This window comes from Roseovarius sp. W115, assembly GCF_032842945.2.
GTDB lineage: Bacteria > Pseudomonadota > Alphaproteobacteria > Rhodobacterales > Rhodobacteraceae > Roseovarius > Roseovarius rhodophyticola.
In genome coordinates, this window is sequence record NZ_CP146606.1 from 2,191,265 (window position 1) to 2,217,513 (window position 26,249).

Sequence of the window (26,249 nt, forward strand, 5' to 3'; positions counted from 1 at the left end):
CCAGGTGCCTATAACGTCATTCCGTTCATAACCTTTGACAACCACTGCATCTGTTTTGGCAGGCACACAGAATTCAGATCATAGGTTTCTTTAATCGTTTTGCGTGCGTTTCGACCCAGTCTTGCACGCTCTGTTTTATCCTCCAGCAAACTGCAGATTTCTTCCAACAGAACCTCTTGATCAAAAAAGTCGATCAAGCGCCCGTCTTGTCCATGACGGATGACTTCGCGTACGGGCGCGGTGTCGCTTGCCACGATTGCCGCTTCGCAGGACATCGCCTCTAGCACGCTCCAGCTCAGCACGAAGGGGTAAGTCAGGTAAACATGCACCCGTGAGATTTGCAGAAGAGACAGGAACTGGTCGTAAGGCAAACGTCCGAGGAAATGCACGCGTGTCCAATCGTGGTCTGATATTTCAGGGCGGACCTCGCTTATGAACACCTGTTTCCAGCTTTTGTCGTTTGGGGGCGTGATGCCATAGCTGACCTCATCGCCGCCTACGATCAGGATCTGTGCTTTGGGGCGTTCTTTGAGCAAGCGCGGCAGAGCGCGCATGAACCGGTGATAGCCGCGCATGGGCTCCAGGTTGCGGTTCACAAAGGTGATAACCTCGTCAGAGCGCGTCAGCGTATCGCGGCCATTTACCCTCAGGCTGGCATTTGCATTGGGGCGCGCCTGTGTCGTGTCGATACCATCATGGCATATGGTGATCTTTCCCCGAAACTCGGCCGGGAATGTGTCGGCCTGGAACCTGGTGGGGCTGAGGCCTGCGTCGGCATGTGCAAAATGCAAATGATTGTTGAGGTTCTTGAGGCGAATGCGCAGGGTCTGCAGGTCTGAGTCTTGCCTGGCGAACTCAGGGTCAAAATCAAGATGTTCTTCGCCGGTGAGGTAGTAGAGTTCACAATAAAGCGCCATTCGCGCTGTGGGCCAAACATCCTTGAGGAACATTGCTTCTCCCCAGCCGGGATGTGCCAGGATGAGATCAGGAGTGAAACCGGAATCACGTAATGTGCGTGCGGCTTTAAAACAGGCTTCAGCCCGGGTGACTTTGGTGTCGAGATCCACCAGCCATGGATGCAGGTTTTGGCCTGTCCGCTTTAGCAGGGCATAGGGCAGGACACGTACACCTTGCCAGTTTGTGGGCTTTGTGACCTTCAGGGCGAGCGCAGAGCAGTCATGTCCGCGTGCTGCAAGCATGGGAGCGAGATGTTTGTACTGACCTGGAAAGTTTTGATGGATGAACAGGATTTTCATTGAAACAAAACCTGTGCTTAACCGATACAAGCTGACAAGGGGCAATATCTGAATGATACCGCATGAGCGCTTTATGACCTGTGATAGCTTGAACCTCCGTTAATTCATCACAATGCGCCTGTTCTATGGCGCGCGCGGATGTGCCCTGTTTTTACCGCTCAGCACTGGACCCTGCGCGCCCTTGGGCCTATCACGTTTCGGAGTTTGAAACGAAGAGGTCAGGTCCGGTTATGTCGCGTTATTCAGCCGCCGAGATCGAGAAGAATTGGCAAGAGGCCTGGGATAAGGCCGGTATCTTTCGTGCGCAGCGGTCGAAGGACAAGCCAAAGTATTACGTGCTTGAGATGTTTCCCTATCCCTCAGGGCGCATTCATATGGGGCATGTGCGCAATTATACATTGGGCGATGTGATTGCGCGTTACAAACGCGCGACCGGGCACAACGTGTTGCACCCCTTTGGTTTCGATGCATTTGGATTGGCTGCTGAGAACGCCGCGATGGATCGGGGTATTCATCCCAATGATTGGACCTATGCCAACATCGCCGACATGGTTGAACAAATGAAACCGTTGGGGTCTTCGCTCGACTGGGAGCGGATGTTTAACACATGCGATGTCGAATACTATGGGCAACAACAGGCTTTGTTCCTCGATTTCCTCGAAAAAGGGCTGGTTTATCGCAAGAACGCGGTGGTGAATTGGGATCCGGTCGACATGACCGTTCTGGCCAATGAGCAGGTGATTGATGGCAAGGGCTGGCGGTCGGGCGCGGATGTGGAAAAGCGCGAGCTGACGCAGTGGTTCTTCAAGATCTCTGATTTCTCGGAAGAGTTGCTGGAGGCGTTGGATACGCTGGAGGATTGGCCCGCCAAAGTACGGCTGATGCAGGAAAACTGGATCGGCAAGTCGCGGGGGATTGAGATCCCGTTTGAGCGCACGGATGGCGGTGATGCGATTGTGTGCTACTCAACCCGGCCTGACACGATGCGCGGCGCAAGTTTCATTGCGATTTCGCCGGAACATCCGCTGTCGCGGGAATTGGCAGAGAGCAACGCCGAGCTGGCCGCGTTCATTGCCGAGACGCGCAAGATGGACACCACTGAGGCCGCGATGGAGAAGGCCGAAAAGAAGGGTCTTGATACCGGGATAACGGTCAAGCATCCGGTTTATCCGGATCGCGACTTGCCGGTTTGGGTCGGCAACTTCGTGTTGATGGATTACGGGACCGGGGCGGTCTTTGGCTGTCCGGCGCATGACCAGCGCGATCTGGATTTTGCCCGGAAATACGACCTTGATGTGCGCAATGCGTTTTATATGCCGGGGCAGGAGGTCGAGGTCGAGAACGAGGCGCTTGTACCCGCCAAGACAGAACAAGTTGTGTTCATCGACCATTTTGCCGGTATCGCGGACTGCACGAGCCAAGAGGGCATTGATGCCACGATAGACTGGTTCGAAGCCAAGGGGCTTGGCACGGGCCAGGTCAAGTACCGCCTGCGGGATTGGGGACTGTCCCGCCAACGCTATTGGGGGTGCCCCATTCCGGTGGTGCATTGTGACGCTTGTGGCGTGGTGCCGGAGAAGAAAGAGAATCTGCCGGTGGAGCTGCCCTATGACGAGGATGGCGCGCCGATTGATTTCTCTATCCCCGGCAATCCGCTCGACCGGCATCCAAGCTGGCGGAACTGTACTTGTCCCGCTTGTGGCAAACCTGCGCAGCGTGAGACTGACACGATGGACACGTTTGTGGACAGCTCATGGTATTTCGCGCGGTTCACGGCGCCGCACGCAAAGGCGCCGACCGACATGGCCGAGGCCGAGTACTGGATGAATGTGGACCAGTATATCGGCGGGATTGAGCATGCGATCCTGCATCTGCTCTATAGCCGGTTCTTTGCCCGCGCGATGCAGATTTGCGGGCATTTGCCAGAAAAGGCGATTGAGCCGTTTGATGCGCTCTTCACCCAAGGTATGGTGACGCATGAGATTTATCAGACGCGTGATGGCAATGGGCGACCTGTCTATCACCTGCCAGAGGATGTCGAGTTACGCGAAGGAAAAGCCTTTCTGAGGCGAGAATTGAGAGATGAATCTGGCAATATTTTATTTGACTCGATTGGGCAGTCTTTGACTGCTTCTGAGGTCGAGATCATCCCCTCCGCCAAAATGTCCAAGTCCAAGAAAAACGTCGTTGACCCGGTCAACATCATTGAGGCGTTCGGCGCCGATACCGCGCGGTGGTTCGTGCTTTCTGACTCGCCTCCCGAGCGGGATGTTGAGTGGACCGCCGCAGGGGCGGAGGCCGCGCATAAATTCCTGGGCCGGGTCTGGCGCAAGGCCTATGAGCTGTCGCAGATGAAGGCGGACGGGGTGGCGGACCTTGATCAGTCACTGCAGGAGATCATGGACAGCTATCAGCTTGGGATCAACGCGCTGGATGACGAGTTGATGCGCGCGATGCACAAGACGATTGATGAAGTGACCAAGGGTGTTGAGAGTTTTGGCTTCAACGCGGCGATCGCCAAGATCTATGGTTTCTTCAACCAGCTCAGCAAAAGCAAGGCCGCAGCCTCGGTGCAGTGGCAGGCCATGCAGGTTCTCGCACAGCTTATGTCGCCCATGACCCCGCATCTGAGCGAGGAAATCTGGTCCATGCTTGGTGGGGACGGGCTGGTTGCGCAGGCGCCGTGGCCACAGGTTGACGAAAGCATGCTGGTGGAAGACACCGTGACCCTGCCCATTCAGGTCAACGGCAAGCGCCGGGCTGAAATCAGCGTGCCCAAGGATATGGACAAGGCAGAGGTTGAAAAAATTGTTCTGACGCAGGATGCTGTCATTCGAGCGCTGGAAGGGGCCACGCCCAAGAAGGTCATTGTTGTTCCGGGACGGATCGTGAATGTCGTCATATAGCCGCCGCTTCATCCTATGTGCCATGCCTGCCGCGTTGGCCGGGTGTGGATTTTCACCCGCCTTTGCGCCGGGGGTGCGGCCACACGGCTTCAGAACAACATTCTGCTGGATGAACCGAAAGGGCGTGAGGGCTTTCTCTTTAACCGCCATTTTGAAGATCGTCTGGGGCGCGGGGTGCAGGGAAAGTATGGCCTGAGCTATTCGATCACCTTGGATGAAGATGCCATTGCGATCGCCGAGGATAACGTAATTACGCGCTTTAACCTATTGGGAAGCGTGAAGTATGCGCTGCGCGATATGCAGAGCAAAGCGGTGCTTGTCTCGGGCCAGGTCGACAATTTTACATCCTACTCCGCATCCGGGACGACCGTTGCGACCCAGGCCGCACAGCGCGATGCCGAGGCGCGGCTGATGGTTATTCTGGCCGATCAGATCATCAACAAGCTGACCGCCGAGGCGGGCAAACTTCCGGCATGAAGTTAAGCCCGCGTGACGCGCCTGCCTATTTTGCCCGGCCTGATCCCGACAAAACCGGCTTGCTGATTTACGGTAATGACAGCATGCGGGTGGCTTTGCGGCGGCAAGAGGTGATCGCCGCTCTGATTGGCCCCGAAGGCGAAGAGGAAATGCGGCTGACGCGCATTCCTGCTTCAGAGCTGCGCAAGGATCCCGCGATGCTCAATGACGCGATCAAGGCGCAGGGGTTTTTCCCTGGGCCGCGCGTGGCTTTTGTTGAAGAGGCCAATGACACGGTGGCGCAGATCGTGACAGATGTGCTTGGGGATTGGCAGCCGGGTGATGCGCAAGTGGTCGTGACGGCGGGCAGTCTCAAGCCTACGTCCAAGCTGCGTAAGCTTTTTGAGGGGCACAAGTCTGCCTATGCCGCGGCGATTTACGACGATCCTCCCAGCCGGGCGGAGATTGAGGCGACGCTGGCAAAGTCAGGGTTGAAGGATGTCTCGGGCGAGGCAATGCGCGATCTGACGGCTTTGGCGCAAGAGCTTGATCCCGGGGATTTTCGGCAGACAGTAGAAAAGCTGGCGCTCTACAAGCTGAGCGATACAGCGCCGGTGTCGTCCGAGGACATCATTGCCTGTGCGCCTGCATCCACGGAGGCGGATCTGGACGATGTGATCCATATCGTGGCCGAGGCGCGTTCTGGTGAGATTGCGCCCGTCATGAAGCGTCTGCGCGCGCAGGGAGTGCAGCCTGTGGGGCTTTGCATGGCGGCGATGCGGCATTTTCGGACGCTCTACGCGGCGGCCTCTGATCCGGGAGGACCGTCGCAGGGGATTTCCAAAGTGCGCCCGCCTGTGTTCGGACCACGCCGGGACCGTATGCAGCGACAGGCGTCCAGTTGGGGGGCGGCCAAGCTGGAGGATGCGCTGGGGCTTTTGACCGATACGGATCTGCGGTTGCGTTCGGCAGGGCAAACCGCGCCGGATATGGCACTTGTTGAACGGGCCTTGGTCAGACTGGCCAACCTGGCGAGGCGGTAGCGGTCACTCAGGCGGAGCGTACATCGCAAAGACCTCGGCCCCGGTCATTTTCTTGGTGTCTCCGGCAAAGGCGTAGCCATCTGGTTTTTCATCGACGAAAATTTCTTCGGTCATGATGATGCCGTCGGGCTTGTCGAGCAATCCCAACCCGATATGCATGTCGCCTTTGATCGGTCCATCCATCGTGACCCGGTAAAACAGGTTCGTTCCGCAAATATTGCAAAAACAGCGTTCTGCCCATTCTGATGACGTGAAGGCGGTGATGTTGTCTTCGCCTTTGATCTTCGCCTCACCAGCTTTGACATTTAGCCCCAAGAAAACACCGCCTGACCACTTTCGACACATTGAGCAGTGACAGGCGCCCGTTGATTTTGGCGTCTGGGACAATTCGATTTCAACTGCGCCACAAAGGCAGCGTCCGGTGCATGGCATGTCGTTTCCCTTCTGTCGGATCGGTTTGATTTTAGCTTATCTTAGATTGTTGACATGAATTGTCAGTATTGCTGTCTTTGCCCTTGCCATTTTTGGCCGGGCACCGGAACGTGGGATGTCAGGTCAGAGCAGGAGCAGATCATGTATGAGGTCTTCGGAAGTCGGGGCAGCCGGGCTATTCGGGTGTTGTGGATGCTGGAAGAAATCGGTGTGCCTTACAGCCACGTTGCCGCAAAACCGCGCAGCCCTGAGGCGCTGGCCAACAACCCCTCCGGCAAAGTCCCAAGCATGCGTGATGGCGATGTTGTGCTAACGGACTCCGCCGCGATCCTGACCTATCTGGCGGACAAGCACGGCGCTTTCACGCACCCTGCCGGAACGCCAGAGCGTGGTTTGCAAGACTGCCTTTTGCATCAAGTGTTGGATGAGATTGACAGCACTCTCTGGATGGCGGCGCGGCACAGTTTCGTGCTTCCTGAAGAGCGGCGTGTTCCAGCGGTGAAGGATACGCTGAAGTGGGAATACGACCGCAACATCGCGCGGATTTCTGATCGGTTAGCAGGACCTTTCCTTATGGGCGAGACCATGACCGTGCCGGATATCGTTTTAACGCATTGTCTCGGCTGGGCGGATCGGGCTGGTTTTGAAAGATCGGGGGACGCGCTGGAGGCATACAGGGCGCGTATGGAAGCGCGGGATGCGTTTCAAAAAGTAGTCACATTGCCGTAAGCGCACTGCAATCCACGCAACTGTGAAAAGACTGTGTGCCGCTGGCAGGATAGTTCAATCTCGTCCAAAATATTCGGAGGAGAAAACAATGTCCTTGATCAAGTTGGTGCCCGCCGCAGCGCTCGTTTTGTCCATCTCACTGCCCGCTTCGGCCGCTGATCTCAAAATGACTGGCCCAAACGAAACCCGGGTACATATCAAGTGTGACAGTTCGAACTGTCGGGTGAAAGAAAAGACTCCTGACACCAAGTGGAGAACCGTGGAAAACACACAAGGCGGGAGTCGGAATTTTGACAAACTGAAGGCCAAGTATCAGGAGGCCGGATTCAAGTAGTCTTCTCGTTTGTAGCCCATTGAGCCGCCGCCAACCCCGCCCAACGGCCGGTGGCCAGACATGCTGTGATCAGATAGCCCCCTGTGGGGGCTTCCCAGTCTAGCATTTCTCCGGCGACGAATGTACCGGGACGGGTGCGCAGCATCAGGTTTTCGCCCAGCGCGTCGAAGCGCAAGCCCCCTGCGGTGGAAATCGCTTCGTCGATTGGGCGAGGGCCAGACAAGGGGATTGGCAGGGCTTTGATCATGAGGGCTATGTCGTCGGGTAGGGGACGGGCGCATTCCATCAACAAAGCCTGCTTTGCGGGATCAAGCCGCAAGGTTTTGCGCAGGTGATTTCCCAGGCTGGCCTTGCCCCTAGGTTTTGCAAGACGCGCCTGGATCGCCTCAAGCGGCACGTCCGGCATCAGGTCGATTGTCAAAGTGGCACCTTCTCGTAGAGCGCGCGAGAGCGCGTATATTCCCCGCCTTCGATACCGCGCTGGGACAGTATGACTTCTCCACGAGATATGTGGCCCCCTGCATCAAGGGCGATGCCCTTGAGTGGTCTGCCAAAGTGCTGGGTCATGTGGGAAGACCAGCTGATGTCAAAGCCCATATTGGCGGGTTGAAAGGGTGCGATCTGCGTGTCGTCTAAATGTCTGGCCCATGCCCCGTCCGAGCCGAGCCTTGCCCAGCTGGCCCCGCCGCACGCCAACACTGTGACATCGGCTTGCCGCGTTTGCACGCCGTCAGGCGTGTCGAACCTTAATGCACTCCCGTCCCAGCCGGTCCAGCGCCAGCGCCGTTGCAGCTTCACCCCAAGGCCCTCAAGCCTCGTCAACCAGGCGCGCAAAAGTGGCGACGCTTTCATGGACTTTGGAAAGACACGACCTGTGCTTCCTATGAACACATCTTGCCCAAGACGGGTCGCCCATTGAGCCACTTGCTCAGGTCCAAAGGCTTCTAAAGCCGGGCGCAGGTGCGGCAAGGCTTTGTCATAGTGTTTCAGGAACCTTTCCAACGGTTCGTCTTTGGTCAGGTTCAGCCCGGATTTACCAGCCATAAGAAACTTGCGCGCGGGTGAAGGTTTGGCCTCAGCAATGGTCACTTGTACCCCTGCATGTGCCAATACATCCGCCGCCATAAGTCCAGCGGGGCCTGCTCCGACAACAACGGCGGTGGTCATGCGCCCGGCGGCGTTGCCTCGCCCAGGCCTTTGTGGTGCACCACCTGTTGCGGGAACGGAATCTCGATGTTGTGTTCTTTGAGCGCGTTCCAGATCGCAAAGAGCACCTGCGGCGTGAAGCGGTTCTTGCCGTCATCAATGCCGTTCACCCAGAACTCGACCGCAAACTCCACGCCGCTGTCTCCAAAGGCGCGCAACTCGCAATCGGGTTTGTCCGGCTCTTGCAGGATGAAATCGAGCTTGCTGACGGCTTTTTCGATGATGTCGGGAATGATGTTGATGTCGGTGTCATAGCTGACCGAGAAAGGGGCCTCGTACCGGTTGGCACTGCCCTGATCAGAGTAGTTGACCACGCGAGTGGTGATAAAATCCTCGTTCGGGACAACAATCCAGCGGCCATCGAAGGTCTCCAGGATCATCGCGCGGGCCGTGGTTTTCACGATTGTGCCAGACTCGCCATTGTCGAGTTCCACATAGTCACCCACCGTGGCCTGCCCTTCGAGCAGGAGGATCACGCCCGAGATGAAGTTGGCCGCGATCTTTTGAAGGCCAAAGCCGAGGCCGACGCCAATGGCACCGCCGAGCACTGCAAGTGAAGTGAGCGAAATGCCCAGAAAATTCATCAGGATGAGAAAGGCCGCGCCAAAGATGGCAATTTCCGCCGCCTTGGCCGCGAGTTGCCGCGTGGCAGGCTGCATGTCTTCCTGGGCGTGAATGTAGCTGTGGGATTGATCATTGGACCACCGGCCCAGCCAGAACATGATGCCACCTGCAACAACGGCTTTGATCAACCACAACAGGTCGAAGGACATGTTGCCTAAGGGCACGATTGTTTCCTGAAGCCGCGTTGTCACCAGGTCCAGCACGCCAAGCGCATAAAGCGCAGCCACCGGGATCATCACGTAGCGCCCCAACAATTTGAGGAATGGATCGCTGATGATGTCGCGCACAAGGATGCGCACGGCCAGGAAGAGGAACACGCGCTTGCCGAACGCAATCACTTCGCCCGATCCAAAAACGGAGCGCGTGACCGCTTCGCCGATGCCCGTCAAGACATAGGCTAGAAGAGGCAGCACCAAAGGCACAAAGATCAGAACGAAGCGCCGGGCGCTTGCGATGACATGGGTTTGATCGTCGGGCGGCGTCAGCAGCCGTGTCAGGGCGGGGCGAAGTTTGCGGCTGATCAGAACGGCCAGCAGATAGGCTGCGATCAAGACCGCAAATTGAGACCAAGCAGCGGGGCTCAGGAGCCACCCTTTGGCGATGTCGATGCCCTGCTGACCATATTCCATGGCCTGGGCTACAATTTCGGGCGGATTGTCCCAATCCATGACGCACCCCTTGTCAATCTTCAAACTCCCGCCACCCTCTTGCCTGACCGGGAAAGGTGGATCAAGGAAAAGACATGGAAGACCCGATTTGCCCGCTCTGCCGCCGACCGATCCCGCCGGAGGCGAAGCAAAGCCAACATCACCTGATTCCGAAGCTGAAGGGCGGAAAGGGCGGGGAGACTGTGCTGTTGCACCAGATCTGTCACAACGAGATCCACGCCACGCTGACCGAGGCAGAACTGGCGCGCGACTATGCGACGATAGAAGCCTTGCGCGCGCATCCCAGGCTTGAGAAGTTTGTGGCATGGATTGCCAAGCGCCCGCCGGGGTTTCATTCCAAAACGCCAGGGCGGCGGCGGAAGCGGTGAGGGACGCAAAAAGGGCGGATTGAGTGACATGAAAAGACGCACATTCCTGAAAGGTTCTGCCTCGGTTTTGGCCGCTTCGATTGGTAAGTCTGTTCATGCGACCGCACACCTGCGCGACATCAGAGCAAGTTCAGGGGCAGTGCAGATCGCACCTGCTGGTTATCCTCAGACTGAAGTTTGGGCGTATAATGGGCAGGTGCCTGGCGCGACCCTTCGGTTTCGCCAAGGAGATTGGCTGGAGGCGCGGCTGATCAACGATTTGCAGGAGGACACGACACTCCATTGGCATGGGCTCAGGTTGCCCAATGACATGGATGGTGTGCCGGGCATGACACAAGAGGCGGTCGCGCCGGGCGCGTCTTTTGACTACCGCTTTCAGATGCGGGATGCGGGCACATTTTGGTATCATCCGCATCAAAACTCGGTCGAGCAGATTTCGCGCGGCCTGGCGGGTGTGATCATTGTTGATGAGGATGAACAGCCCGACATTGACGGCGAAGAGACACTCGTGCTGCAGGATTGGCGCATGACCGAAGAGGCGCAAATACATCCGTCTTTCGGCAACCGGCACGACATGTCCCATGCGGGGCGTTTGGGCAACTACATCTCGGTAAACGGGGGGCGGACGTCAAGGGATCCTATCCCAAAGGCGCGCGCCTACGTCTTCGTCTTGTGAACACAGCGACGGCCAAGATTATACAACTTGCTTTGCAAGGCTGGCGCGCGTGGGTTGTTGCGGTGGACGGGATGCCGCTTGACGTGCCGTATGAGACTGAGACTGTTGAGATCGGCCCGGCGCAGCGCGTGGATTTGATCGCTGATGTCATGGCGGAAGACGGGGAAGAGGCGCTGATCGGGTCGGTCGAGCGCGGCGGCACATTTGTTTTGGCGTCTTTCGGTGTAACGTCAGGGTCTGCCGCACGTCCGGCACCGCAACCCTTGCCGCCCAATGATATGCCTTCACCCGATCTGACGACTGCGAGGTCGGTTCCCCTTGTGATGGAAGGCGGCGCGATGCGTGGTTTACCAAATGGTGCGACGTGGCAGGGAGAAAAGATGGATGCGCGTGCTCTTGCGGAGGCTGGTCAGTTCTGGTCGTTCAACGCTGTGGCGGGAATGACGGATGCACCTTTGGTGGACGCAGGTCTGGGCGAGACAATCCGCATCCCGATGAAGAACAAAACCGCGTTCCCGCACGCGATGCATTTGCATGGTATGCATTTTCGCGAAGTCATGCAGGACGGATCGCTCGGGCCGTGGCGCGATACGCTGGTTATTCATGGTGATCAGGCGCGCGAGATTGTGTTTGTGGCCGAAAACCCTGGCGACTGGATGTTCCACTGCCATATGGCGTCGCACCAGATGTCAGGCATGATGAACTGGATCAGGGTGAATGCGACTTAACGCGTGCAGAGCGCTTTGATTGCCGCCGCGTGCTCGGCGGTTGCGGTCAGCGTGTCCGTTGCAAGATCGCGAGCCGTGTCCAAAAGCGCATCTTTCTCAACAACCTGATCAAAAAGCCCCCAGTGCAGGGCTTGCTCGGCTTCGATCTTTTGCCCTGCCATCAGGATTATCTTGGCGCGTGAGGGACCGATGAGCTGTCTCAGGCGTCCGGGATCTGAGGGTTGCGGGAGAAAGCCAAGGCGCATCACGGGATAGAAAATCTTGGTGCTGGGCACAGCCACGCGCAGATCGCAGGCCAGAACCATGCCGATGGCTCCACCCGCCACGGTGCCATTGAGGGCGGCGATGCTCAGGCCGGGCAGGGCGGCGATGGCGCCAGAGAGGCGCTCCCAGACCGGATCGGTGGCGAGTCCCGTTTTGGCAGCGTCGAGGTCCATGCCCGCCGAAAAGACCTTGCCCTCGCCGGTCAAAACAAAGGCACGGGCCTCAGTCGCGGCCTCCGCTATGTCGGCAAGCTCATTAAGCATCTCGCGGGTCAGCGAATTGGCCTTGTCCGGGCGGTTGATCGTGACCAGCCAGAGCCCGTCTGCGCCCTTGTCGAGAGTGATCATGTCAGGCCCACCCGCTTGCGTATATCCGGATCACGAAGCGAAATTTCCGCGCCGATGAATTCATCGGCATCCTTGGTGCACATCCACATCAGGGCGCGTGCGGGCCAATAAGGCGGGATGTGATCGGACCAGTCCAACTGACTCACAGGGTTAATGCCGCTGGCCTTGATTTCGTGCTGCATCTCGGTGGCCACAGTGCCTGGTGAAAGGCCCATGACGCGCAGGCCAGACGCGCGCCCTTCTTTGTCGGCGCACCGTGTGAGCATCGCGGCACCGGCTTTGGATGTACAATAATGGCTCCAGCCTTCGAGCGCGCTGCTTGCGGCCCCTGAACTGATGGTGATGATGGTGCCGCCACCTGCCTTTGTCATCACTGGCATTGCGGCGCGCATCCCGTAGAAAACGCCTTTGAGATTGATGTCGATCACCTTGCCCCATTCTTCCGGGTCGGCAGATTGCAGGTGAGAAATGGGTTCGATCACCCCCGCGTTGCCAATCAAGACATCAAGTCCACCAAACGTGCCGCAGGCAGCATCGACAGCGCGACACAGATCCTCGTACCGACCGACGTCGCAGGGCACGGCTAGTGCCTTGTTCCCAAGGTCAGACGCCAGCTCTGCTATGGCGCCTTCTGACCGCGCTGTGAGCACAACATTCGCACCCGCTTTTGCAAAATAACGCGCTGTTGATGCCCCAATTCCACGACTTGCGCCTGTGACCAGTACTGTTTTCCCAGAAAAATCCATTCATTTGTTCCTTTTGCGCTTCAAACTGGGTCACAAGAAAGTCAAAAAGACTCCCATCGAGCGCCCCAGACTTGCGTAACAAGCCCTTGACCATCCTCTGGCTTGCACAGAAGCTAGGGGCGATTTTTTAAAAACGGAAGGGTTCATCATGACCTCATTTGGACAGGCCACACTTCGCAGCAGTACTTCGGCAGTGGCTTTGGGATTTTTTATGACCGGAACGGCAGCATTTGCCGATGTGACAGCTCAGGATGTCTGGGCTGACTGGAAAGGTTACTTCGCGGGTTCTGGATACACTATGTCCGCCGAAGAAACGCTGTCGGGTGACACGCTTTCGGTGAAAAACATCGTGATGAGCATGGAGATCCCCGAGGAAGACGCGAATATCCGCGTAGAACTGGGTGAAATCAACTTTGTTGAAAAGGGCGACGGCACCGTTTCTGTCGAGTTCCCGGCGTCCATTCCGCTGAACATTGTGGTTGATGGACCCGAGGCTGTGACCATTGCGATGGATTACAACAACACCGGCCTTGTGATGAATGTCTCGGGTGATCCAAACGACATCACATATAACTACACGGCGGCGGAAATTGCTCTGAAGTTCAAGGAAATCGTGGCCGAGGGTCAAAGCATTGATCTGGGTGTGATGGATGTCACCGTGGCTGATATTGTTGGTACCACGACTATGAAAGTGGGCGATCTGCGTGTCGCGGACCAGAAAATGACCAGCGGTCCGGTCAGCTACAATATTGATTTTAAAGACCCTGAAAATGAAGATGCGCGCCTGGTTCTGAAAGGCAGCCTGGCTGGTATGGATGCCACCGGGACAAGCACGCTGCCGCTCGAAATGGATGCCGCGATGATGCATGCCGCCGTGGCCAACGGGTTCGCGGTCGATGCAGATTTGTCCTATCGCGACAATGCGATGGAGTTCGCGTTCACCGAAGGTGCCGAGAACGTTCAAGGCAGCACCAGTTCGACCACAGGTCAAATCAAAGTGGCCATGAGCGATAAGGGTCTGATTTACGACGTCGCGACCACAGGAACCAATGTCTCGATGGCGGGTGGTGAAATTCCATTTCCGGTCGAGTTTGCGCTTGAGGAAGCCGGGTTCAAGTTCGGCATGCCGATTATCAAAGGCGAAGATGAACAGGATTTCGCATTTGGATTCACCATGGGCAATTTCACGATGTCAGACCTGATCTGGGGTATTTTTGACCCAACGGGCCAGTTGCCACGTGATCCGGCGACGATTGCCATCGACATGACCGGCAAGGCGAAACTGTTCTTTGATTTCCTGAACCCGGAAGAAATGGAAAATGTCGAGACGTCGGGTGAGATGCCGGGTGAGCTTAACTCACTCAGCCTGAACACATTGACCGTTCGCGCGGCAGGGGCCGAGCTGACCGGGTCGGGGGCGTTTACTTTTGACAACACTGACCTGGAAACTTTTGATGGCATGCCGGCTCCGGACGGTTCAGTTGACCTGAAACTGGTTGGTGCCAATGCGTTGCTTGATACGCTGGTGTCCATGGGCTTTGTGCCAGAAGATCAGGCAATGGGTGCCCGTATGATGATGGGTCTCTTTGCCGTGCCTGGTGATGGTGAGGACACGCTCGATTCCACAATCGAGGTCAAAAGCGACGGTCAGGTTCTGGCAAACGGTCAGCGTTTGCGCTGATCTGGTCTGACACTTCGCTTTGACGGGTTATCTGAGGCCCGCGGTCTTGTAAGGCCGCGGGCCTCGGTCTACCTGTTGCGGGCCGGAGTGGAGACATGAATGCTGTCTGATTTGAAATCCTTGACCGACGCGCTTTTGAGTGCAGCGAAAAAGGCCGGAGCGGATGCGTCGGACGCCATCGCGGTTGAGGGGCGGTCGCTGGACATCGCGGTGCGTAAAGGGGCCTTGGAAAAAGCAGAGCGCGCGGAGGGGACTGATATCGGATTGCGGGTTCTTATTGGCCAACGACAGGCCTGCGTTTCGGCGTCTGATACAAGTGATGCGACAATTGCCATGCTGGCCGAGCGCGCGGTGGCGATGGCGCTAGAAGCGCCGGAAGACCCGCATATCGGCTTGGCCGATCCGGAGCAGATTGTTCGGGATTGGGATGCCACGGCGTTGCAGCTTGCTGATAATGCCGAAGAACCTGCGCCAGCAAACCTCCAGGCGCAGGCCCAGGAGGCAGAAGCCTCGGCCCTGGCGGTCACTGGAGTGACCCAAGTGCAATCGGCCTCGGGAGGGTATTCGTCGCAAAACATGCACATCGCTGCGAGCAATGGGTTTGAGGGCGGATATGCGCGAACCACCACATCGTTAAGCTGTGTGGCGATTGCCGGTGAAGGCATGTCGATGCAGCGCGATTATGACGGGGATAGCCGCATCTTTGCGACGGATTTGCGTGCTGCAGATGACATTGGGCGGACAGCAGGCACACGTGCGGTCGAACAGCTTGGGGCGCGCAAGCCGCCTACGGGCGGATATCCCGTTCTGTTTGACGAACGCGTGTCCAGCACGCTCATCGGTCATCTCTTGGTGGCCAGCAACGGATCAACTGTTGCGCGCGGGTCGTCATGGCTTTTGAACAAGCTCGGGGAACAAGTACTGCCCAAAGGTCTGTCGATCGTCGAAGACCCATTGAGACCGCGTGTTCCCGGGTCGCGCCCGTTTGATGCCGAAGGGCTTGCTGTATCGACTCGGAATATCGTGGAAGACGGCGTGCTGACAGGGTGGACGCTTGATTTGGCCACAGGGCGCAAGCTTGGGTTTGCGTCCACTGCCAACGCGCGGCGCAGCACCTCGTCACCGCCTAGCCCAAGCGTGGGCAATGTGGCCTTGACGCAAAGCACCAAGACCCGCGACGATCTGCTTGCCGAGATGGGCACGGGGCTATTGGTGACGTCGATGATCGGTTCAACCATCAATCCCAACACGGGTGATTATTCCCGCGGCGCATCGGGGTTTTGGGTGGAAAACGGAGAGATCACCTATCCGGTGAATGAATGCACCATTGCGGGTAGTCTGCCGGACATGCTGATGCGAATGCAGCCAGCGAATGACGCGCGCATGTGGCTGAGCCGCACGGTGCCATCGCTTCTCATAGAGGGCATGACACTTGCCGGCGACTGATCTGGACCTTTTGATCGAGGCGGCACAGGCCGCGGGCGATGTGGCGCGGCAGTATACCGGGCCAGCGGCCAAGGTTTGGGACAAACCGGAAGGCGCGGGGCCTGTGACCGAAGCGGATCTGGCCGTGAACCGAGTTCTGGAAGATACACTGCGCGCGGCGCGTCCGGATTACGGGTGGTTGTCCGAAGAAAGCGAGGATGACGAAGATCGACTTGACCGCGAGCGGGTGTTCATCGTCGATCCGATTGACGGCACGCGCAGCTTTATCGAAGGATCGAAAACCTGGGCGCATTCCATTGCTTTGGTTGAGCAAGGCAAAGTCGTTGCGGGCGTGATCTACCTACCCATGCGGGACAAGCTCTATGCGGCCGCGCGCGGGCTGGGTGCAACTTTGAACAGTGCGCCACTCAAAGTCGGTGCGTCTGACAGGTTGAATGGGGCCAGCATGCTGGCTGCGAAACCAAATTTTGACGGCAAACATTGGCGCGCAGGCGAACATCCGGGTTTGGTGCGCAACTTTCGACCATCTTTGGCCTATCGCATGGCCCTTGTCGCCGAAGGACGGTTTGACGCGATGATGACCCTGCGCGGCGCGTGGGAGTGGGACATTGCGGCGGGTGCTTTGATCCTGACCGAAGCGGGGGCGGCGATTTCGGATCGGGACGGAGAAAGCTTGGTGTTCAACAACCGGGCGCCGAAACTGCCAGGTGTCTTGGCGGCGAACCCTGTCTTGCACGGCGAACTGCGCGAAACTTTGAAGCCAGGGGCAATCATTTAGCCGCGGCTATTGGGTATTTTGGACAAGAAAGAAGCCGTGATCGGCTTGTGCCAAGGCCATCCGAAGTCTAGAGCCAAATTATGGCACGTTCTGACAACCTGACCGGTGCGCTTTTGATGATGGCGTCGATGGCGTGTTTCACGTTCAACGACACCGCGCTGAAACTGTTGGCAGGCGACATGCCTTTGTCGCAGGTCTTGATGCTGCGCGGTCTTCTGACGACAGGTTTGACAGCCTTGCTCGCGTGGCGTCTGGGCGTATTGCGCACCCGACTGCCGCGTCGGGACTTTGGCTTGGTGGGTGTGCGCACCTTGGCTGAACTAGGTGTTGTTTATTTCTTTCTCACGGCACTCTTCAACATGCCGATCGCCAATGTCACAGCGATCCTGCAGGCGCTACCGCTAACCGTGACTCTGGCCGCTGCAGTGTTTTTGCGCGAACCCGTGGGATGGCGCAGGATGCTGGCCATTCTGATAGGATTTGTTGGTGTTTTACTGATCATCCGGCCTGGGGCTGCGGATTTCAACGTCTATTCGCTATATGCCCTTTGTGCCGTGGGCTGTGTCACGATCCGCGATCTTTCGGCGCGCCAACTGTCGCCAGAGACCCCATCTGTATTCATCACGCTACTGACCGCGATTGCGACATTGGTTGTATTTGGAGGAGTTAGCCTTTTCGTGGTTTGGGAGCCTGTTGATCTACGCATGGCTTCGCTCATCGGGACGGCCGCACTTTTTGTGATGGGCGGTTTGTTGTTTTCGATCATGGTGATGCGTGTGGGCGACATCGCGTTCATCGCGCCTTTTCGCTACACGGGGCTTTTATGGGCTATGGTTTTGGGATGGCTCGTCTTTGGAGAGTGGCCTGACGCACTAACACTTTTGGGTGCGGCCATCGTGGTCGCCAGCGGGTTGTTCACACTTTATCGCGAAGTGCGGACAGGGAGGAAAAGGCCGCTTGCACAGCCGTCTCGTCGACATTGAACCGGGCTTTGAAAAAGGCGCGGTCCTCATCCGTTAGAGGTCTGAGTCCTGTATCCTTGCCGCGCGCACGGCTGTCATTGTCGTCATGTATGGCGCGCAGATACATAGGTGTGGTGGGGTCAATGATGGTTGGCATGGTGTGATGCAGTTTGTGATGGGCGAAATTCATCACCGTCTTCTTGTCTTGTGGGCGAAACAGGACGGTTAGTCCGCAGGCCAGAAACTGCCCTTGTATGTCTTTTGCCAAAATACCATCCGGGGTTAATTTTACAGAATAGCCGCTTGAATACTCAATCACGAGGTTCTGCCAATCGGCACGCAGTTTCCAGACGAGACGTGCGGTGCGACGGATACCGCGAATGAAATTTGTTCCAACGGCATCATCGTCATCAAGCCGGAATTGGAGGCTTTCGGTCTGGTCTTCTCCTAGTTCTGCCTTGATCACATTTTGCATGGCTGTGCGATGCTTGGCAGGCGGGGCCGTGACCACCTTTACCTCTGGCACTGGCGCGCAAATATCGTTGAGGCGATCCCAATAGGTTTTTGGCATACGCTCGCCGGTGACGACCAAAAACGTGAAGCGCTTGTCTTTCTGGGCCGCAATAGAGGGCAGAGTGAGGGCTTCAAAATGACGAAAGCGCAGATCCAAACGCTCGGGAGTGTACAGATAGGCCTCGCGTTCTTCGATGGTGTCATGCATGCGTTTGAACCCGCCAATGGCTGGGTAAGAAAACCGGCAAAGTCCGATAACGCGCATCAAAGAAAGTCCTGCTCAGGATTTCAGTTGTGTAACCGTGGCAAATGACATTACACCGGGCAAGGCAAAAGAACCTTTTGAAAGGCTTGTTTGAAAGCCTGTGTTGATCCCGCCGACGGCTGTTGACAGCCGCCCCGACTCCCCCTATACGCCGCTCATCTCGGTGCCGGGGGTGACCCCGAAATCCGAAATCAAAATTTAAGTGGACAAGATCCGGGCCGTTTGAGTTGCCCCGATCCTCTGGGAGCCCACCGCGTCGTTTGCCTCGGAATGGAAACGATTGCGGCCTTTTCGCTTTGCGGACGCGCGAAGCGCTATGAGATGAAACCGCACGAGGTCGTTCTTGTGCAGACACATGTGTTGAGAGACGGGAAAGAGACCCTATGCCAACGATCCAACAGCTGATCCGCAAACCGCGGCAGCCCAAAGTCCGATCCACCAAGTCGCTGCACCTTCAGGGGTGCCCGCAGAAACGTGGCGTGTGCACACGCGTCTACACCACCACACCGAAAAAGCCGAACTCGGCGATGCGGAAAGTGGCCAAGGTGCGCCTGACCAACGGGTTCGAGGTGATCAGCTATATCCCAGGTGAAAGCCACAACCTTCAGGAGCACTCTGTGGTTCTGATCCGGGGTGGCCGGGTGAAAGACCTTCCTGGTGTTCGTTACCACATTCTTCGCGGCGTTCTGGATACCCAAGGCGTCAAAGATCGTAAGCAGCGTCGTTCGAAATACGGCGCCAAGCGTCCTAAGTAAGGAGAGCAGAGCATGTCACGTCGTCACGCTGCTGAAAAACGCGAAGTTCTGCCCGACGCCAAATATGGCGACCGGGTTCTGACAAAATTCATGAACAACCTGATGATCGACGGCAAAAAGTCTGTTGCCGAACGCATCGTCTACAATGCCCTGGACCGGGTCGAAGACAAGGTCAAGCGCGCCCCTGTTGAGCTCTTCCACGAAGCGCTCGACAATATCAAACCATCGGTTGAGGTTCGCTCGCGCCGTGTGGGTGGTGCCACCTATCAGGTGCCTGTTGAAGTGCGTCCTGAACGCCGTGAAGCGCTGGCCATCCGCTGGTTGATCACCGCAAGTCGGGGCCGCAACGAAAACACGATGGAAGAGCGCCTTGCAGGTGAGCTTCTGGATGCTGTGAACTCGCGCGGCTCAGCCGTTAAGAAACGTGAAGACACCCACAAGATGGCCGAGGCGAACAAAGCCTTCAGCCACTACCGCTGGTAAACCTTTAGAGGCATTAGACCATGGCACGCGATTATCCGCTCGACCGTTACCGCAACTTTGGCATTATGGCCCATATCGATGCAGGCAAGACCACCTGCTCGGAACGGATCCTGTACTACACCGGCAAATCCCACAATATTGGTGAGGTGCACGATGGTGCGGCCACCATGGACTGGATGGAGCAGGAGCAGGAGCGTGGGATCACCATCACATCTGCTGCGACCACCACATTCTGGGAGCGCACGGAAGATGGCCAGACGCCCGATTCCGAAAAGCACCGCCTGAACATCATCGACACCCCCGGCCACGTCGACTTCACCATCGAAGTTGAACGTTCGCTGGCCGTTCTGGACGGCGCGGTCTGTGTTCTGGATGGCAATGCGGGTGTTGAGCCACAGACCGAGACGGTGTGGCGTCAGGCCGACCGCTACAACGTTCCGCGGATGGTGTTCGTCAACAAGATGGACAAGATCGGTGCCGACTTCTTCAATTGTGTGAAGATGATCGAAGAGCGCACTGGTGCGCGTCCTGTGCCGATCGGTATCCCGATTGGCTCTGAAAGCGATCTGGAAGGTCTGGTTGACCTGGTGACCATGGAAGAGTGGCTGTGGCAGGGTGAAGACCTGGGCGCGAGCTGGGTCAAAGCACCCATTCGCGACGGCCTGCAGGACATGGCCAACGAGTGGCGTGAGAAGATGATCGAAGCCGCCGTCGAGCAAGACGACGACGCGATGGAGGCCTATCTGGAAGGCAACGAGCCTGACGTGCCAACGCTGCGCAAACTGCTGCGCAAGGGCACGCTGGCGCTGGACTTTGTTCCGGTTCTGGGTGGCTCTGCTTTCAAGAACAAAGGCGTTCAGCCGCTGCTTAACGCTGTGATTGACTATCTGCCCAGCCCGCTGGATGTGGTCGACTATATGGGCTTTAAGCCAGGTGACGAAAACGAAGAGCGCAACATTGCCCGCCGGGCAGATGACAATATGGCGTTCTCGGGCCTTGCCTTCAAAATCATGAACGACCCGTTTGTCGGCTCGCTGACCTTCACCCGCATCTATTCGGGCGTCCTGAACAAGGGCGGCTCGATGCTGAACTCGACCAAAGGCAAGAAAGAGCGCGTTGGTCGGATGATGATGATGCACTCCAACAACCGTGAAGAGATCGAAGAGGCATTTGCCGGCGACATCATCGCGCTTGCGGGTCTGAAAGACACCACAACCGGTGACACGCTCTGTGACGAGAAGGATCCAGTGGTTCTCGAAACCATGACTTTCCCCGATCCGGTGATCGAGATCGCGGTTGAGCCAAAGACCAAAGGCGACCAAGAGAAAATGTCTCAGGGTCTGGCGCGTCTGGCGGCAGAAGATCCGTCCTTCCGTGTGGAAACTGACTTGGAGTCCGGTCAGACCATCATGAAAGGCATGGGCGAACTGCACCTCGACATTCTGGTGGATCGTCTAAAGCGTGAATTCAAGGTTGAGGCCAATATCGGTGCGCCTCAGGTGGCCTATCGTGAGACCATCTCTCATGAGGTCGAGCATACTTACACCCACAAGAAACAGTCGGGTGGATCAGGTCAGTTCGCCGAGGTGAAAATGATCATCACGCCGACCGAAGCGGGCGAAGGGTACTCGTTCGAGAGCCGCATCGTCGGGGGTGCCGTGCCTAAGGAATACATCCCGGGTGTGGAAAAAGGCATCGAGAGCGTTATGGACAGCGGTCCTCTGGCTGGCTTCCCTGTGATCGATTTTAAGGTTGCTCTGATCGACGGTAAGTTCCACGATGTGGACTCCAGCGTCATGGCGTTTGAGATTGCCGGACGTATGGGTATGCGCGAAGGCCTGAAAAAGGCGGGCGCGAAACTGCTTGAGCCGATCATGAAGGTCGAGGTGATCACGCCGGAAGAATACACCGGTGGCATCATTGGTGACCTGACATCTCGCCGTGGTCAGGTGTCCGGACAAGAGCCACGCGGCAACGCGATTGCGATCAACGCAAACGTGCCGCTGGCGAACATGTTCGGTTACATCAACACGCTGCGTTCGATGTCGTCGGGCCGCGCCCAGTTCACCATGCAGTTCTCGCATTACGAACCGGTGCCATCGAATATCTCGGAAGAGATTCAGTCGAAATACGCATAACCCGGGTGGCGGGGTGAACCCCGCCCTACCCACCACCGTAGGGTGGGATTTTATCCCACCATCCGCAAAGACAGGAGGCCATCATGGCAAAGGAAAAGTTTGACCGCACGAAGCCGCATGTGAACATTGGCACGATTGGCCATGTTGATCATGGTAAGACGACGCTGACAGCTGCGATCACGAAGCAGTTTGGCGATTTTAAAGCCTATGACGAGATTGACGGCGCGCCGGAAGAGAAGGCGCGGGGGATCACCATTTCGACGGCGCATGTTGAGTATGAGACGGAGAACCGTCACTACGCGCATGTCGACTGCCCCGGCCACGCGGACTACGTCAAGAACATGATCACCGGTGCGGCGCAGATGGACGGCGCGATCCTGGTTGTGAACGCGGCCGACGGCCCGATGCCCCAGACGCGCGAGCACATCCTTCTGGGCCGTCAGGTTGGCATCCCCTACATGGTTGTCTTCATGAACAAGGTGGACCAGGTCGACGACGAAGAGCTTCTGGAACTGGTGGAAATGGAAATCCGCGAGCTTCTGAGCTCGTATGAGTATCCTGGCGACGACATTCCGATCATTGCTGGTTCGGCTCTTGCCGCTCTGGAAGGTCGCGACGACAACATCGGGTCCGAAAAGATCTCTGAGCTGATGGCGGCTGTGGATGAGTATATCCCGACGCCTGCGCGGGCTGTGGATCAGCCGTTCCTGATGCCGATTGAGGACGTGTTCTCGATCTCGGGCCGCGGCACGGTTGTGACCGGCCGTGTGGAGCGCGGTGTGATCAATGTGGGTGATGAGATTGAGATTGTCGGCATCCGCGACACCACCAAGACGACCTGCACCGGCGTTGAGATGTTCCGCAAACTTCTCGACCGTGGTGAAGCGGGCGACAACATTGGCGCACTTCTGCGCGGTGTGGACCGTGAAGGTGTTGAGCGGGGTCAGGTTCTGTGTAAGCCGGGCTCGGTGACACCGCACACCAAGTTCGAGGCGGAAGCCTATATCCTGACCAAGGATGAGGGGGGCCGTCACACGCCGTTCTTCGCCAACTACCGTCCGCAGTTCTACTTCCGGACCACGGATGTAACCGGCACGGTTGAGCTTCCCAGCGGCACCGAGATGGTGATGCCGGGCGACAACCTGAAGTTCAACGTGGAGCTGATCGCGCCGATCGCGATGGAAAACGGCCTGCGCTTTGCCATCCGCGAAGGCGGCCGTACCGTCGGCGCCGGCGTCGTGTCCAAAATCATCGAGTGATGTAAACAAATTGGGGTGCGTGCAAGCGCACCCTTTCATTTTGGCGCGACGAAGCGCGGCAATCCCGCCTCTCTTCCTCTCCGCTTGAACCCTTTGAGGGATAAGAACAATGGCCGTTCAAAGCCAAAACATCCGCATCCGCCTGAAGGCGTTTGATTATCGTGTGCTGGACGCCAGCACGCAGGAAATCGTCAACACGGCCAAACGGACCGGAGCAGACGTACGTGGACCCATTCCACTGCCGAACAAGATCGAAAAATTCACTGTTCTGCGTGGTCCCCACGTCAACAAGAAATCGCGCGACCAGTTCGAGATCCGCACGCATAAGCGTCTCTTGGACATCGTTGATCCCACACCGCAGACCGTCGATGCGCTCATGAAGCTCGACCTGGCCGCTGGTGTGGACGTGCAAATCTCGGTCTAAGGGGGCTTCGATATGTTGCGCTCTGGTGTGATCGCAAAGAAAGTCGGCATGACCCGGCTTTTCATGGAGGACGGCAAGCAGATTCCTGTGACCGTGCTTCAACTGGACAAACTACAGGTCGTGGCTCAGCGCACGCCCGACGCACACGGCTATGCCGCTGTGCAGTTGGGTGCCGGCTCGGCCAAGGCAAAGCGAACTTCAAAGGCCATGCGGGGTCATTTCTCGGCGGCGAAGGTGGAACCCAAGCGCAAGGTTGCGGAATTCCGCGTTGCGCCTGAGAACATGATCGCTGTGGGGGAAGAGATTACTGCGAACCACTACTTTGAGGGTCAGTTCGTTGATGTCTCGGGCACGTCGATTGGTAAAGGTTTTGCTGGCGCCATGAAACGCCACAACTTTGGCGGTTTGCGCGCCACGCACGGTGTGTCGATCAGCCACCGTTCGCACGGCTCAACCGGACAATGTCAGGATCCGGGCCGCGTGTTCAAAGGCAAAAAGATGGCCGGCCATATGGGGGCTGCCCGCGTGACCACCCAAAACTTGCAAGTGGTGCGTACCGATGCCGACCGTGGCCTGATCATGGTCAAGGGCGCTGTTCCAGGCTCCAAAGGCGGTTGGGTGACGATCAAGGATGCGGTGAAAAAGCCGTTCCCAGAGAACGCCATTCTGCCGGCTGCCTTGAAATCCGCCGCTGCCGAAGCTGAAAAAGCCGCTGAGGAAGCTGCGGCCGCGGCCGCAGCTGAAGCAGAAGCCGCTGCAGCAGCGGCCGCCGAAGCAGAGCAAGCCGCGATGGAAGCGGCTGAGGCGGACGAGGCCAAGATCGATACCGTGGCCGAGGCAGAAGCTGCTGAAGCTGAAGAGAAGAAGGACGGTGAGGCATGAAACTCGACGTGATCAAACTCGACGGCAAGAAAGCCGGATCGGTCGATCTGGGCGAAGAGATCTTTGGTCTCGAACCCCGCGCCGATATCCTGCACCGCGTCGTCCGCTGGCAGCGCAACAAGGCGCAGGCTGGTACGCATAAGGTCAAGACACGGTCGGAGACCAGCTACTCGACCAAGAAGATCTATCGCCAGAAGGGCACCGGTGGCGCACGCCACGGGGACCGGAACGCGCCGATCTTCCGCAAGGGTGGTATCTACAAGGGTCCGACCCCGCGCAGCCACGCGCATGACCTGCCCAAGAAGGTCCGTATGTTGGGTCTTAAGCACGCTCTGTCGGCCAAGGCCAAGGCAGGTGAGCTTGTGGTGCTGGACGCCGCCGATTCCAAAGGCAAGACCAAGGACTTGGCCAAACAGGTCAAGGATCTGGGCTGGAAGCGGGCTTTGGTGATCGACGGGGCCGAGGTCAATGAAGGGTTTGCCAAAGCGGCGGCCAACATCGACGGTCTCGACGTGCTGCCAAGCATGGGCGCAAACGTATATGACATCCTGCGCCGCGACACGCTTGTGTTGACCAAAGCAGGGGTCGAAGCATTGGAGGCGCGACTGAAATGAGCGCGAAACCAGAACATTACGACGTGATCCGCAAGCCGATCATCACCGAGAAAGCCACGATGGCCTCTGAGGCCAACGCGGTTGTGTTCGAGGTGGCGATTGACGCGGCCAAACCGCAGATCAAAGAGGCCGTTGAGGCGCTCTTTGGTGTGAAGGTGAAGGCGGTCAATACGGCGATCACCAAAGGCAAAGTCAAACGTTTCCGCGGCCAGATGGGCAAACGGAAAGACGTGAAGAAAGCCTATGTGACGCTGGAAGAAGGCAACACGATCGACGTGACCACTGGTTTGTAGGCAAACCCGTCCCGGTCTTGAACCGGGACCTCGCATCGCTTGGTGGTGCGTTTAGTGAGAGAGGCCCCGGATCATGTCCGGGGCGCGAATTTCTGGAAACCCCGGCTGCGTAAGTGGTCGGGGTTTTTATCGACGCTACGCTCTAAGTAACTTCCAAGTCCCCCAAGGTTTAGTCTCAGTTGTTTGTCTTCAAAAGAAACTTGTCAGGGCAGTGCTTCCTCTGTGGTTCAGGTGAACGGCTTACTGGAGAGCACAAGATAAAGCGATCTTTGCTACGCATGCATTCGGTAAACGAACGTATGGAATTGCACAACGTAACCTTTAAACGTCCAAAACTCGCCCAAAGCGTAAAATCTAGGGTTTTTCATTTTACGTCAAAAATTTGCGAAAACTGCAACACGAACCTCACTCAATCAGCAGATAATGGTTTCGAGCGGTTCCACAGACAATTGGTCTGTGGATTAGACACTTTAAGACCGAAGCTCGTAGATGGTTACGTTACCGAAGGCGACTTTTTTGACAACACTGCCGAAGAAGTCTTTAGATATTTTGCGAAGCTGTTATGCGGCTTCATGGCAGACTCCAATGGGCCAAGGCCTAAGTCCATAGCTGCATTTGCAATCGGAAGCGCATCGCACAACCCTGTATTCTTGAGTATTCGCGTTGCAGATTGCGGAAGTAACAACCCTTCTCAAGTTGCTGCGCACGGTGGCTTGATGGGGCTCCTCGACAAAAAACAGAGATTTGTGAACCGTTTGATATGCTCTTTAACTTTGGGCCCTGTTACTTACGAGTTTTGGGTTCAATTGCGGTGGTTTGCGCGACTAGAGTTAACGCTTTTCCATCAGTATTTTCTTGAGCATTGCAGAGCATCAGTAGATGGAAACATGTTATGATTGCTTGGCGAGATTTTCAAAAATGAAGGCCGATAAGTCTGTTGCAAGGATCATTGAAGCACTGCGGTCCAACTGAC

The 26,249-nt window shown here is 57.0% G+C and carries 26 protein-coding genes and 1 pseudogene; 20 read left to right on the forward strand and 7 right to left on the reverse strand.

The features are described from left to right. Positions 1-8 precede the first annotated feature (8 nt). On the reverse strand, positions 9-1,256 hold the full coding sequence (locus tag RZS32_RS11025; protein WP_317057029.1) for a glycosyltransferase: 1,248 nt from the start codon (positions 1,254-1,256) through the stop codon (positions 9-11). 230 nt (positions 1,257-1,486) lie between these two features. On the opposite strand from RZS32_RS11025, the gene leuS reads away from it, so the two are divergent. The 3 genes from leuS to holA are packed head-to-tail and all read left to right on the forward strand — an operon-like array spanning position 1,487 to position 5,661. Further along, positions 1,487-4,162, forward strand: a complete 2,676-nt coding sequence (gene leuS / locus RZS32_RS11030) for a leucine--tRNA ligase (RefSeq protein WP_317057030.1) — start codon at positions 1,487-1,489, stop codon at positions 4,160-4,162. 15 nt (positions 4,163-4,177) lie between these two features. After that, positions 4,178-4,639, forward strand: coding sequence for an LPS assembly lipoprotein LptE (lptE, locus tag RZS32_RS11035; RefSeq protein ID WP_317057031.1), 462 nt, complete (start codon positions 4,178-4,180; stop codon positions 4,637-4,639). Further along, complete coding sequence (holA, locus tag RZS32_RS11040; protein WP_317057032.1) at positions 4,636-5,661, forward strand: DNA polymerase III subunit delta; 1,026 nt, start codon at positions 4,636-4,638, stop codon at positions 5,659-5,661. The genes lptE and holA overlap by 4 nt, the downstream gene beginning before the upstream one ends. 3 nt (positions 5,662-5,664) lie before the next feature. On the opposite strand, the gene RZS32_RS11045 is transcribed toward holA, so the two are convergent. Continuing rightward, positions 5,665-6,093: a GFA family protein gene (locus tag RZS32_RS11045; RefSeq protein ID WP_317057033.1), complete on the reverse strand. Its 429-nt coding sequence runs from the start codon at positions 6,091-6,093 to the stop codon at positions 5,665-5,667. A 141-nt stretch (positions 6,094-6,234) separates the two neighbouring features. Here RZS32_RS11045 and RZS32_RS11050 point away from each other — a divergent pair, with 141 nt between their 5' ends. Then, positions 6,235-6,822, forward strand: coding sequence for a glutathione S-transferase family protein (locus RZS32_RS11050; protein ID WP_317057034.1), 588 nt, complete (start codon positions 6,235-6,237; stop codon positions 6,820-6,822). 326 nt (positions 6,823-7,148) lie between these two features. Here RZS32_RS11050 and RZS32_RS11055 read toward each other — a convergent pair. Next, a pseudogene (locus RZS32_RS11055) lies at positions 7,149-8,323 on the reverse strand (TIGR03862 family flavoprotein). Continuing rightward, a complete protein-coding gene (locus tag RZS32_RS11060) occupies positions 8,320-9,654 on the reverse strand; it encodes a mechanosensitive ion channel family protein (RefSeq protein ID WP_317057037.1) in 1,335 nt (444 codons plus the stop codon). Before RZS32_RS11060 ends, RZS32_RS11055 begins: the two are co-directional and overlap by 4 nt. Positions 9,655-9,728: 74 nt before the next feature. Between RZS32_RS11060 and RZS32_RS11065 the strand changes: the two genes are divergently transcribed. The 3 genes from RZS32_RS11065 to RZS32_RS11075 are packed head-to-tail and all read left to right on the forward strand — an operon-like array spanning position 9,729 to position 11,426. Continuing rightward, a complete protein-coding gene (locus RZS32_RS11065; protein WP_317057038.1) occupies positions 9,729-10,022 on the forward strand; it encodes an HNH endonuclease in 294 nt (97 codons plus the stop codon). 28 nt (positions 10,023-10,050) lie between these two features. Beyond that, on the forward strand, positions 10,051-10,698 hold the full coding sequence (locus tag RZS32_RS11070) for a multicopper oxidase family protein (protein WP_339106626.1): 648 nt from the start codon (positions 10,051-10,053) through the stop codon (positions 10,696-10,698). Continuing rightward, on the forward strand, positions 10,695-11,426 hold the full coding sequence (locus RZS32_RS11075; protein WP_339106627.1) for a multicopper oxidase domain-containing protein: 732 nt from the start codon (positions 10,695-10,697) through the stop codon (positions 11,424-11,426). The genes RZS32_RS11070 and RZS32_RS11075 overlap by 4 nt, the downstream gene beginning before the upstream one ends. Here RZS32_RS11075 and RZS32_RS11080 read toward each other — a convergent pair. Both RZS32_RS11080 and RZS32_RS11085 read right to left on the reverse strand, forming a co-directional pair. Further along, entirely contained in the window at positions 11,423-12,037 is a 615-nt protein-coding gene (locus RZS32_RS11080; protein WP_317057040.1) for an enoyl-CoA hydratase/isomerase family protein, read from the reverse strand. The genes RZS32_RS11075 and RZS32_RS11080 overlap by 4 nt on opposite strands. Further along, positions 12,034-12,783 carry an SDR family oxidoreductase gene (locus tag RZS32_RS11085; RefSeq protein WP_317057041.1) on the reverse strand — a complete coding sequence of 250 codons (750 nt, stop codon included), beginning with the start codon at positions 12,781-12,783 and terminating at the stop codon, positions 12,034-12,036. The genes RZS32_RS11080 and RZS32_RS11085 overlap by 4 nt, the downstream gene beginning before the upstream one ends. A gap of 148 nt (positions 12,784-12,931) precedes the next feature. Between RZS32_RS11085 and RZS32_RS11090 the strand changes: the two genes are divergently transcribed. The 4 genes from RZS32_RS11090 (at position 12,932) to RZS32_RS11105 (ending at position 17,671) form a co-directional block, all read left to right on the forward strand. Then, positions 12,932-14,464 carry a DUF2125 domain-containing protein gene (locus RZS32_RS11090; RefSeq protein ID WP_317057042.1) on the forward strand — a complete coding sequence of 511 codons (1,533 nt, stop codon included), beginning with the start codon at positions 12,932-12,934 and terminating at the stop codon, positions 14,462-14,464. Between the two features lie 99 nt (positions 14,465-14,563). Beyond that, the gene (locus tag RZS32_RS11095) at positions 14,564-15,910 is read left to right on the forward strand and encodes a TldD/PmbA family protein (RefSeq protein WP_317057043.1); all 1,347 of its coding nucleotides are present in this window, start codon (positions 14,564-14,566) and stop codon (positions 15,908-15,910) included. Then, complete coding sequence (locus RZS32_RS11100; RefSeq protein WP_317057044.1) at positions 15,897-16,688, forward strand: inositol monophosphatase family protein; 792 nt, start codon at positions 15,897-15,899, stop codon at positions 16,686-16,688. Before RZS32_RS11095 ends, RZS32_RS11100 begins: the two co-directional genes overlap by 14 nt. Positions 16,689-16,768: 80 nt before the next feature. Continuing rightward, the gene (locus RZS32_RS11105; RefSeq protein WP_317057045.1) at positions 16,769-17,671 is read left to right on the forward strand and encodes a DMT family transporter; all 903 of its coding nucleotides are present in this window, start codon (positions 16,769-16,771) and stop codon (positions 17,669-17,671) included. Here RZS32_RS11105 and RZS32_RS11110 read toward each other — a convergent pair. After that, positions 17,604-18,428 (reverse strand): glycosyltransferase, encoded by an 825-nt coding sequence (locus tag RZS32_RS11110; protein ID WP_317057046.1) that lies wholly within the window; start codon positions 18,426-18,428, stop codon positions 17,604-17,606. The genes RZS32_RS11105 and RZS32_RS11110 overlap by 68 nt on opposite strands. A gap of 383 nt (positions 18,429-18,811) precedes the next feature. On the opposite strand from RZS32_RS11110, the gene rpsL reads away from it, so the two are divergent. The 9 genes from rpsL (at position 18,812) to RZS32_RS11155 (ending at position 26,172) form a co-directional block, all read left to right on the forward strand. Further along, positions 18,812-19,183 (forward strand): 30S ribosomal protein S12, encoded by a 372-nt coding sequence (gene rpsL, locus RZS32_RS11115; protein ID WP_317057047.1) that lies wholly within the window; start codon positions 18,812-18,814, stop codon positions 19,181-19,183. A 12-nt stretch (positions 19,184-19,195) separates the two neighbouring features. Further along, positions 19,196-19,666 (forward strand): 30S ribosomal protein S7, encoded by a 471-nt coding sequence (rpsG, locus tag RZS32_RS11120; RefSeq protein ID WP_317057048.1) that lies wholly within the window; start codon positions 19,196-19,198, stop codon positions 19,664-19,666. A gap of 20 nt (positions 19,667-19,686) precedes the next feature. Next, the gene (gene fusA / locus RZS32_RS11125; protein WP_317057049.1) at positions 19,687-21,804 is read left to right on the forward strand and encodes an elongation factor G; all 2,118 of its coding nucleotides are present in this window, start codon (positions 19,687-19,689) and stop codon (positions 21,802-21,804) included. Between the two features lie 83 nt (positions 21,805-21,887). Continuing rightward, positions 21,888-23,063 (forward strand): elongation factor Tu, encoded by a 1,176-nt coding sequence (gene tuf / locus RZS32_RS11130; protein ID WP_317057050.1) that lies wholly within the window; start codon positions 21,888-21,890, stop codon positions 23,061-23,063. A 109-nt stretch (positions 23,064-23,172) separates the two neighbouring features. Then, positions 23,173-23,487 (forward strand): 30S ribosomal protein S10, encoded by a 315-nt coding sequence (rpsJ, locus tag RZS32_RS11135; protein ID WP_317057051.1) that lies wholly within the window; start codon positions 23,173-23,175, stop codon positions 23,485-23,487. 12 nt (positions 23,488-23,499) lie between these two features. Continuing rightward, the gene (gene rplC, locus RZS32_RS11140) at positions 23,500-24,369 is read left to right on the forward strand and encodes a 50S ribosomal protein L3 (protein ID WP_317057052.1); all 870 of its coding nucleotides are present in this window, start codon (positions 23,500-23,502) and stop codon (positions 24,367-24,369) included. Next, the gene (gene rplD / locus RZS32_RS11145; RefSeq protein ID WP_317057053.1) at positions 24,366-24,983 is read left to right on the forward strand and encodes a 50S ribosomal protein L4; all 618 of its coding nucleotides are present in this window, start codon (positions 24,366-24,368) and stop codon (positions 24,981-24,983) included. Before rplC ends, rplD begins: the two co-directional genes overlap by 4 nt. Next, positions 24,980-25,276 carry a 50S ribosomal protein L23 gene (locus tag RZS32_RS11150; RefSeq protein ID WP_317057054.1) on the forward strand — a complete coding sequence of 99 codons (297 nt, stop codon included), beginning with the start codon at positions 24,980-24,982 and terminating at the stop codon, positions 25,274-25,276. Before rplD ends, RZS32_RS11150 begins: the two co-directional genes overlap by 4 nt. Positions 25,277-25,554: 278 nt before the next feature. Further along, positions 25,555-26,172 (forward strand): hypothetical protein, encoded by a 618-nt coding sequence (locus RZS32_RS11155; protein WP_317057055.1) that lies wholly within the window; start codon positions 25,555-25,557, stop codon positions 26,170-26,172. Positions 26,173-26,249 lie beyond the last annotated feature (77 nt).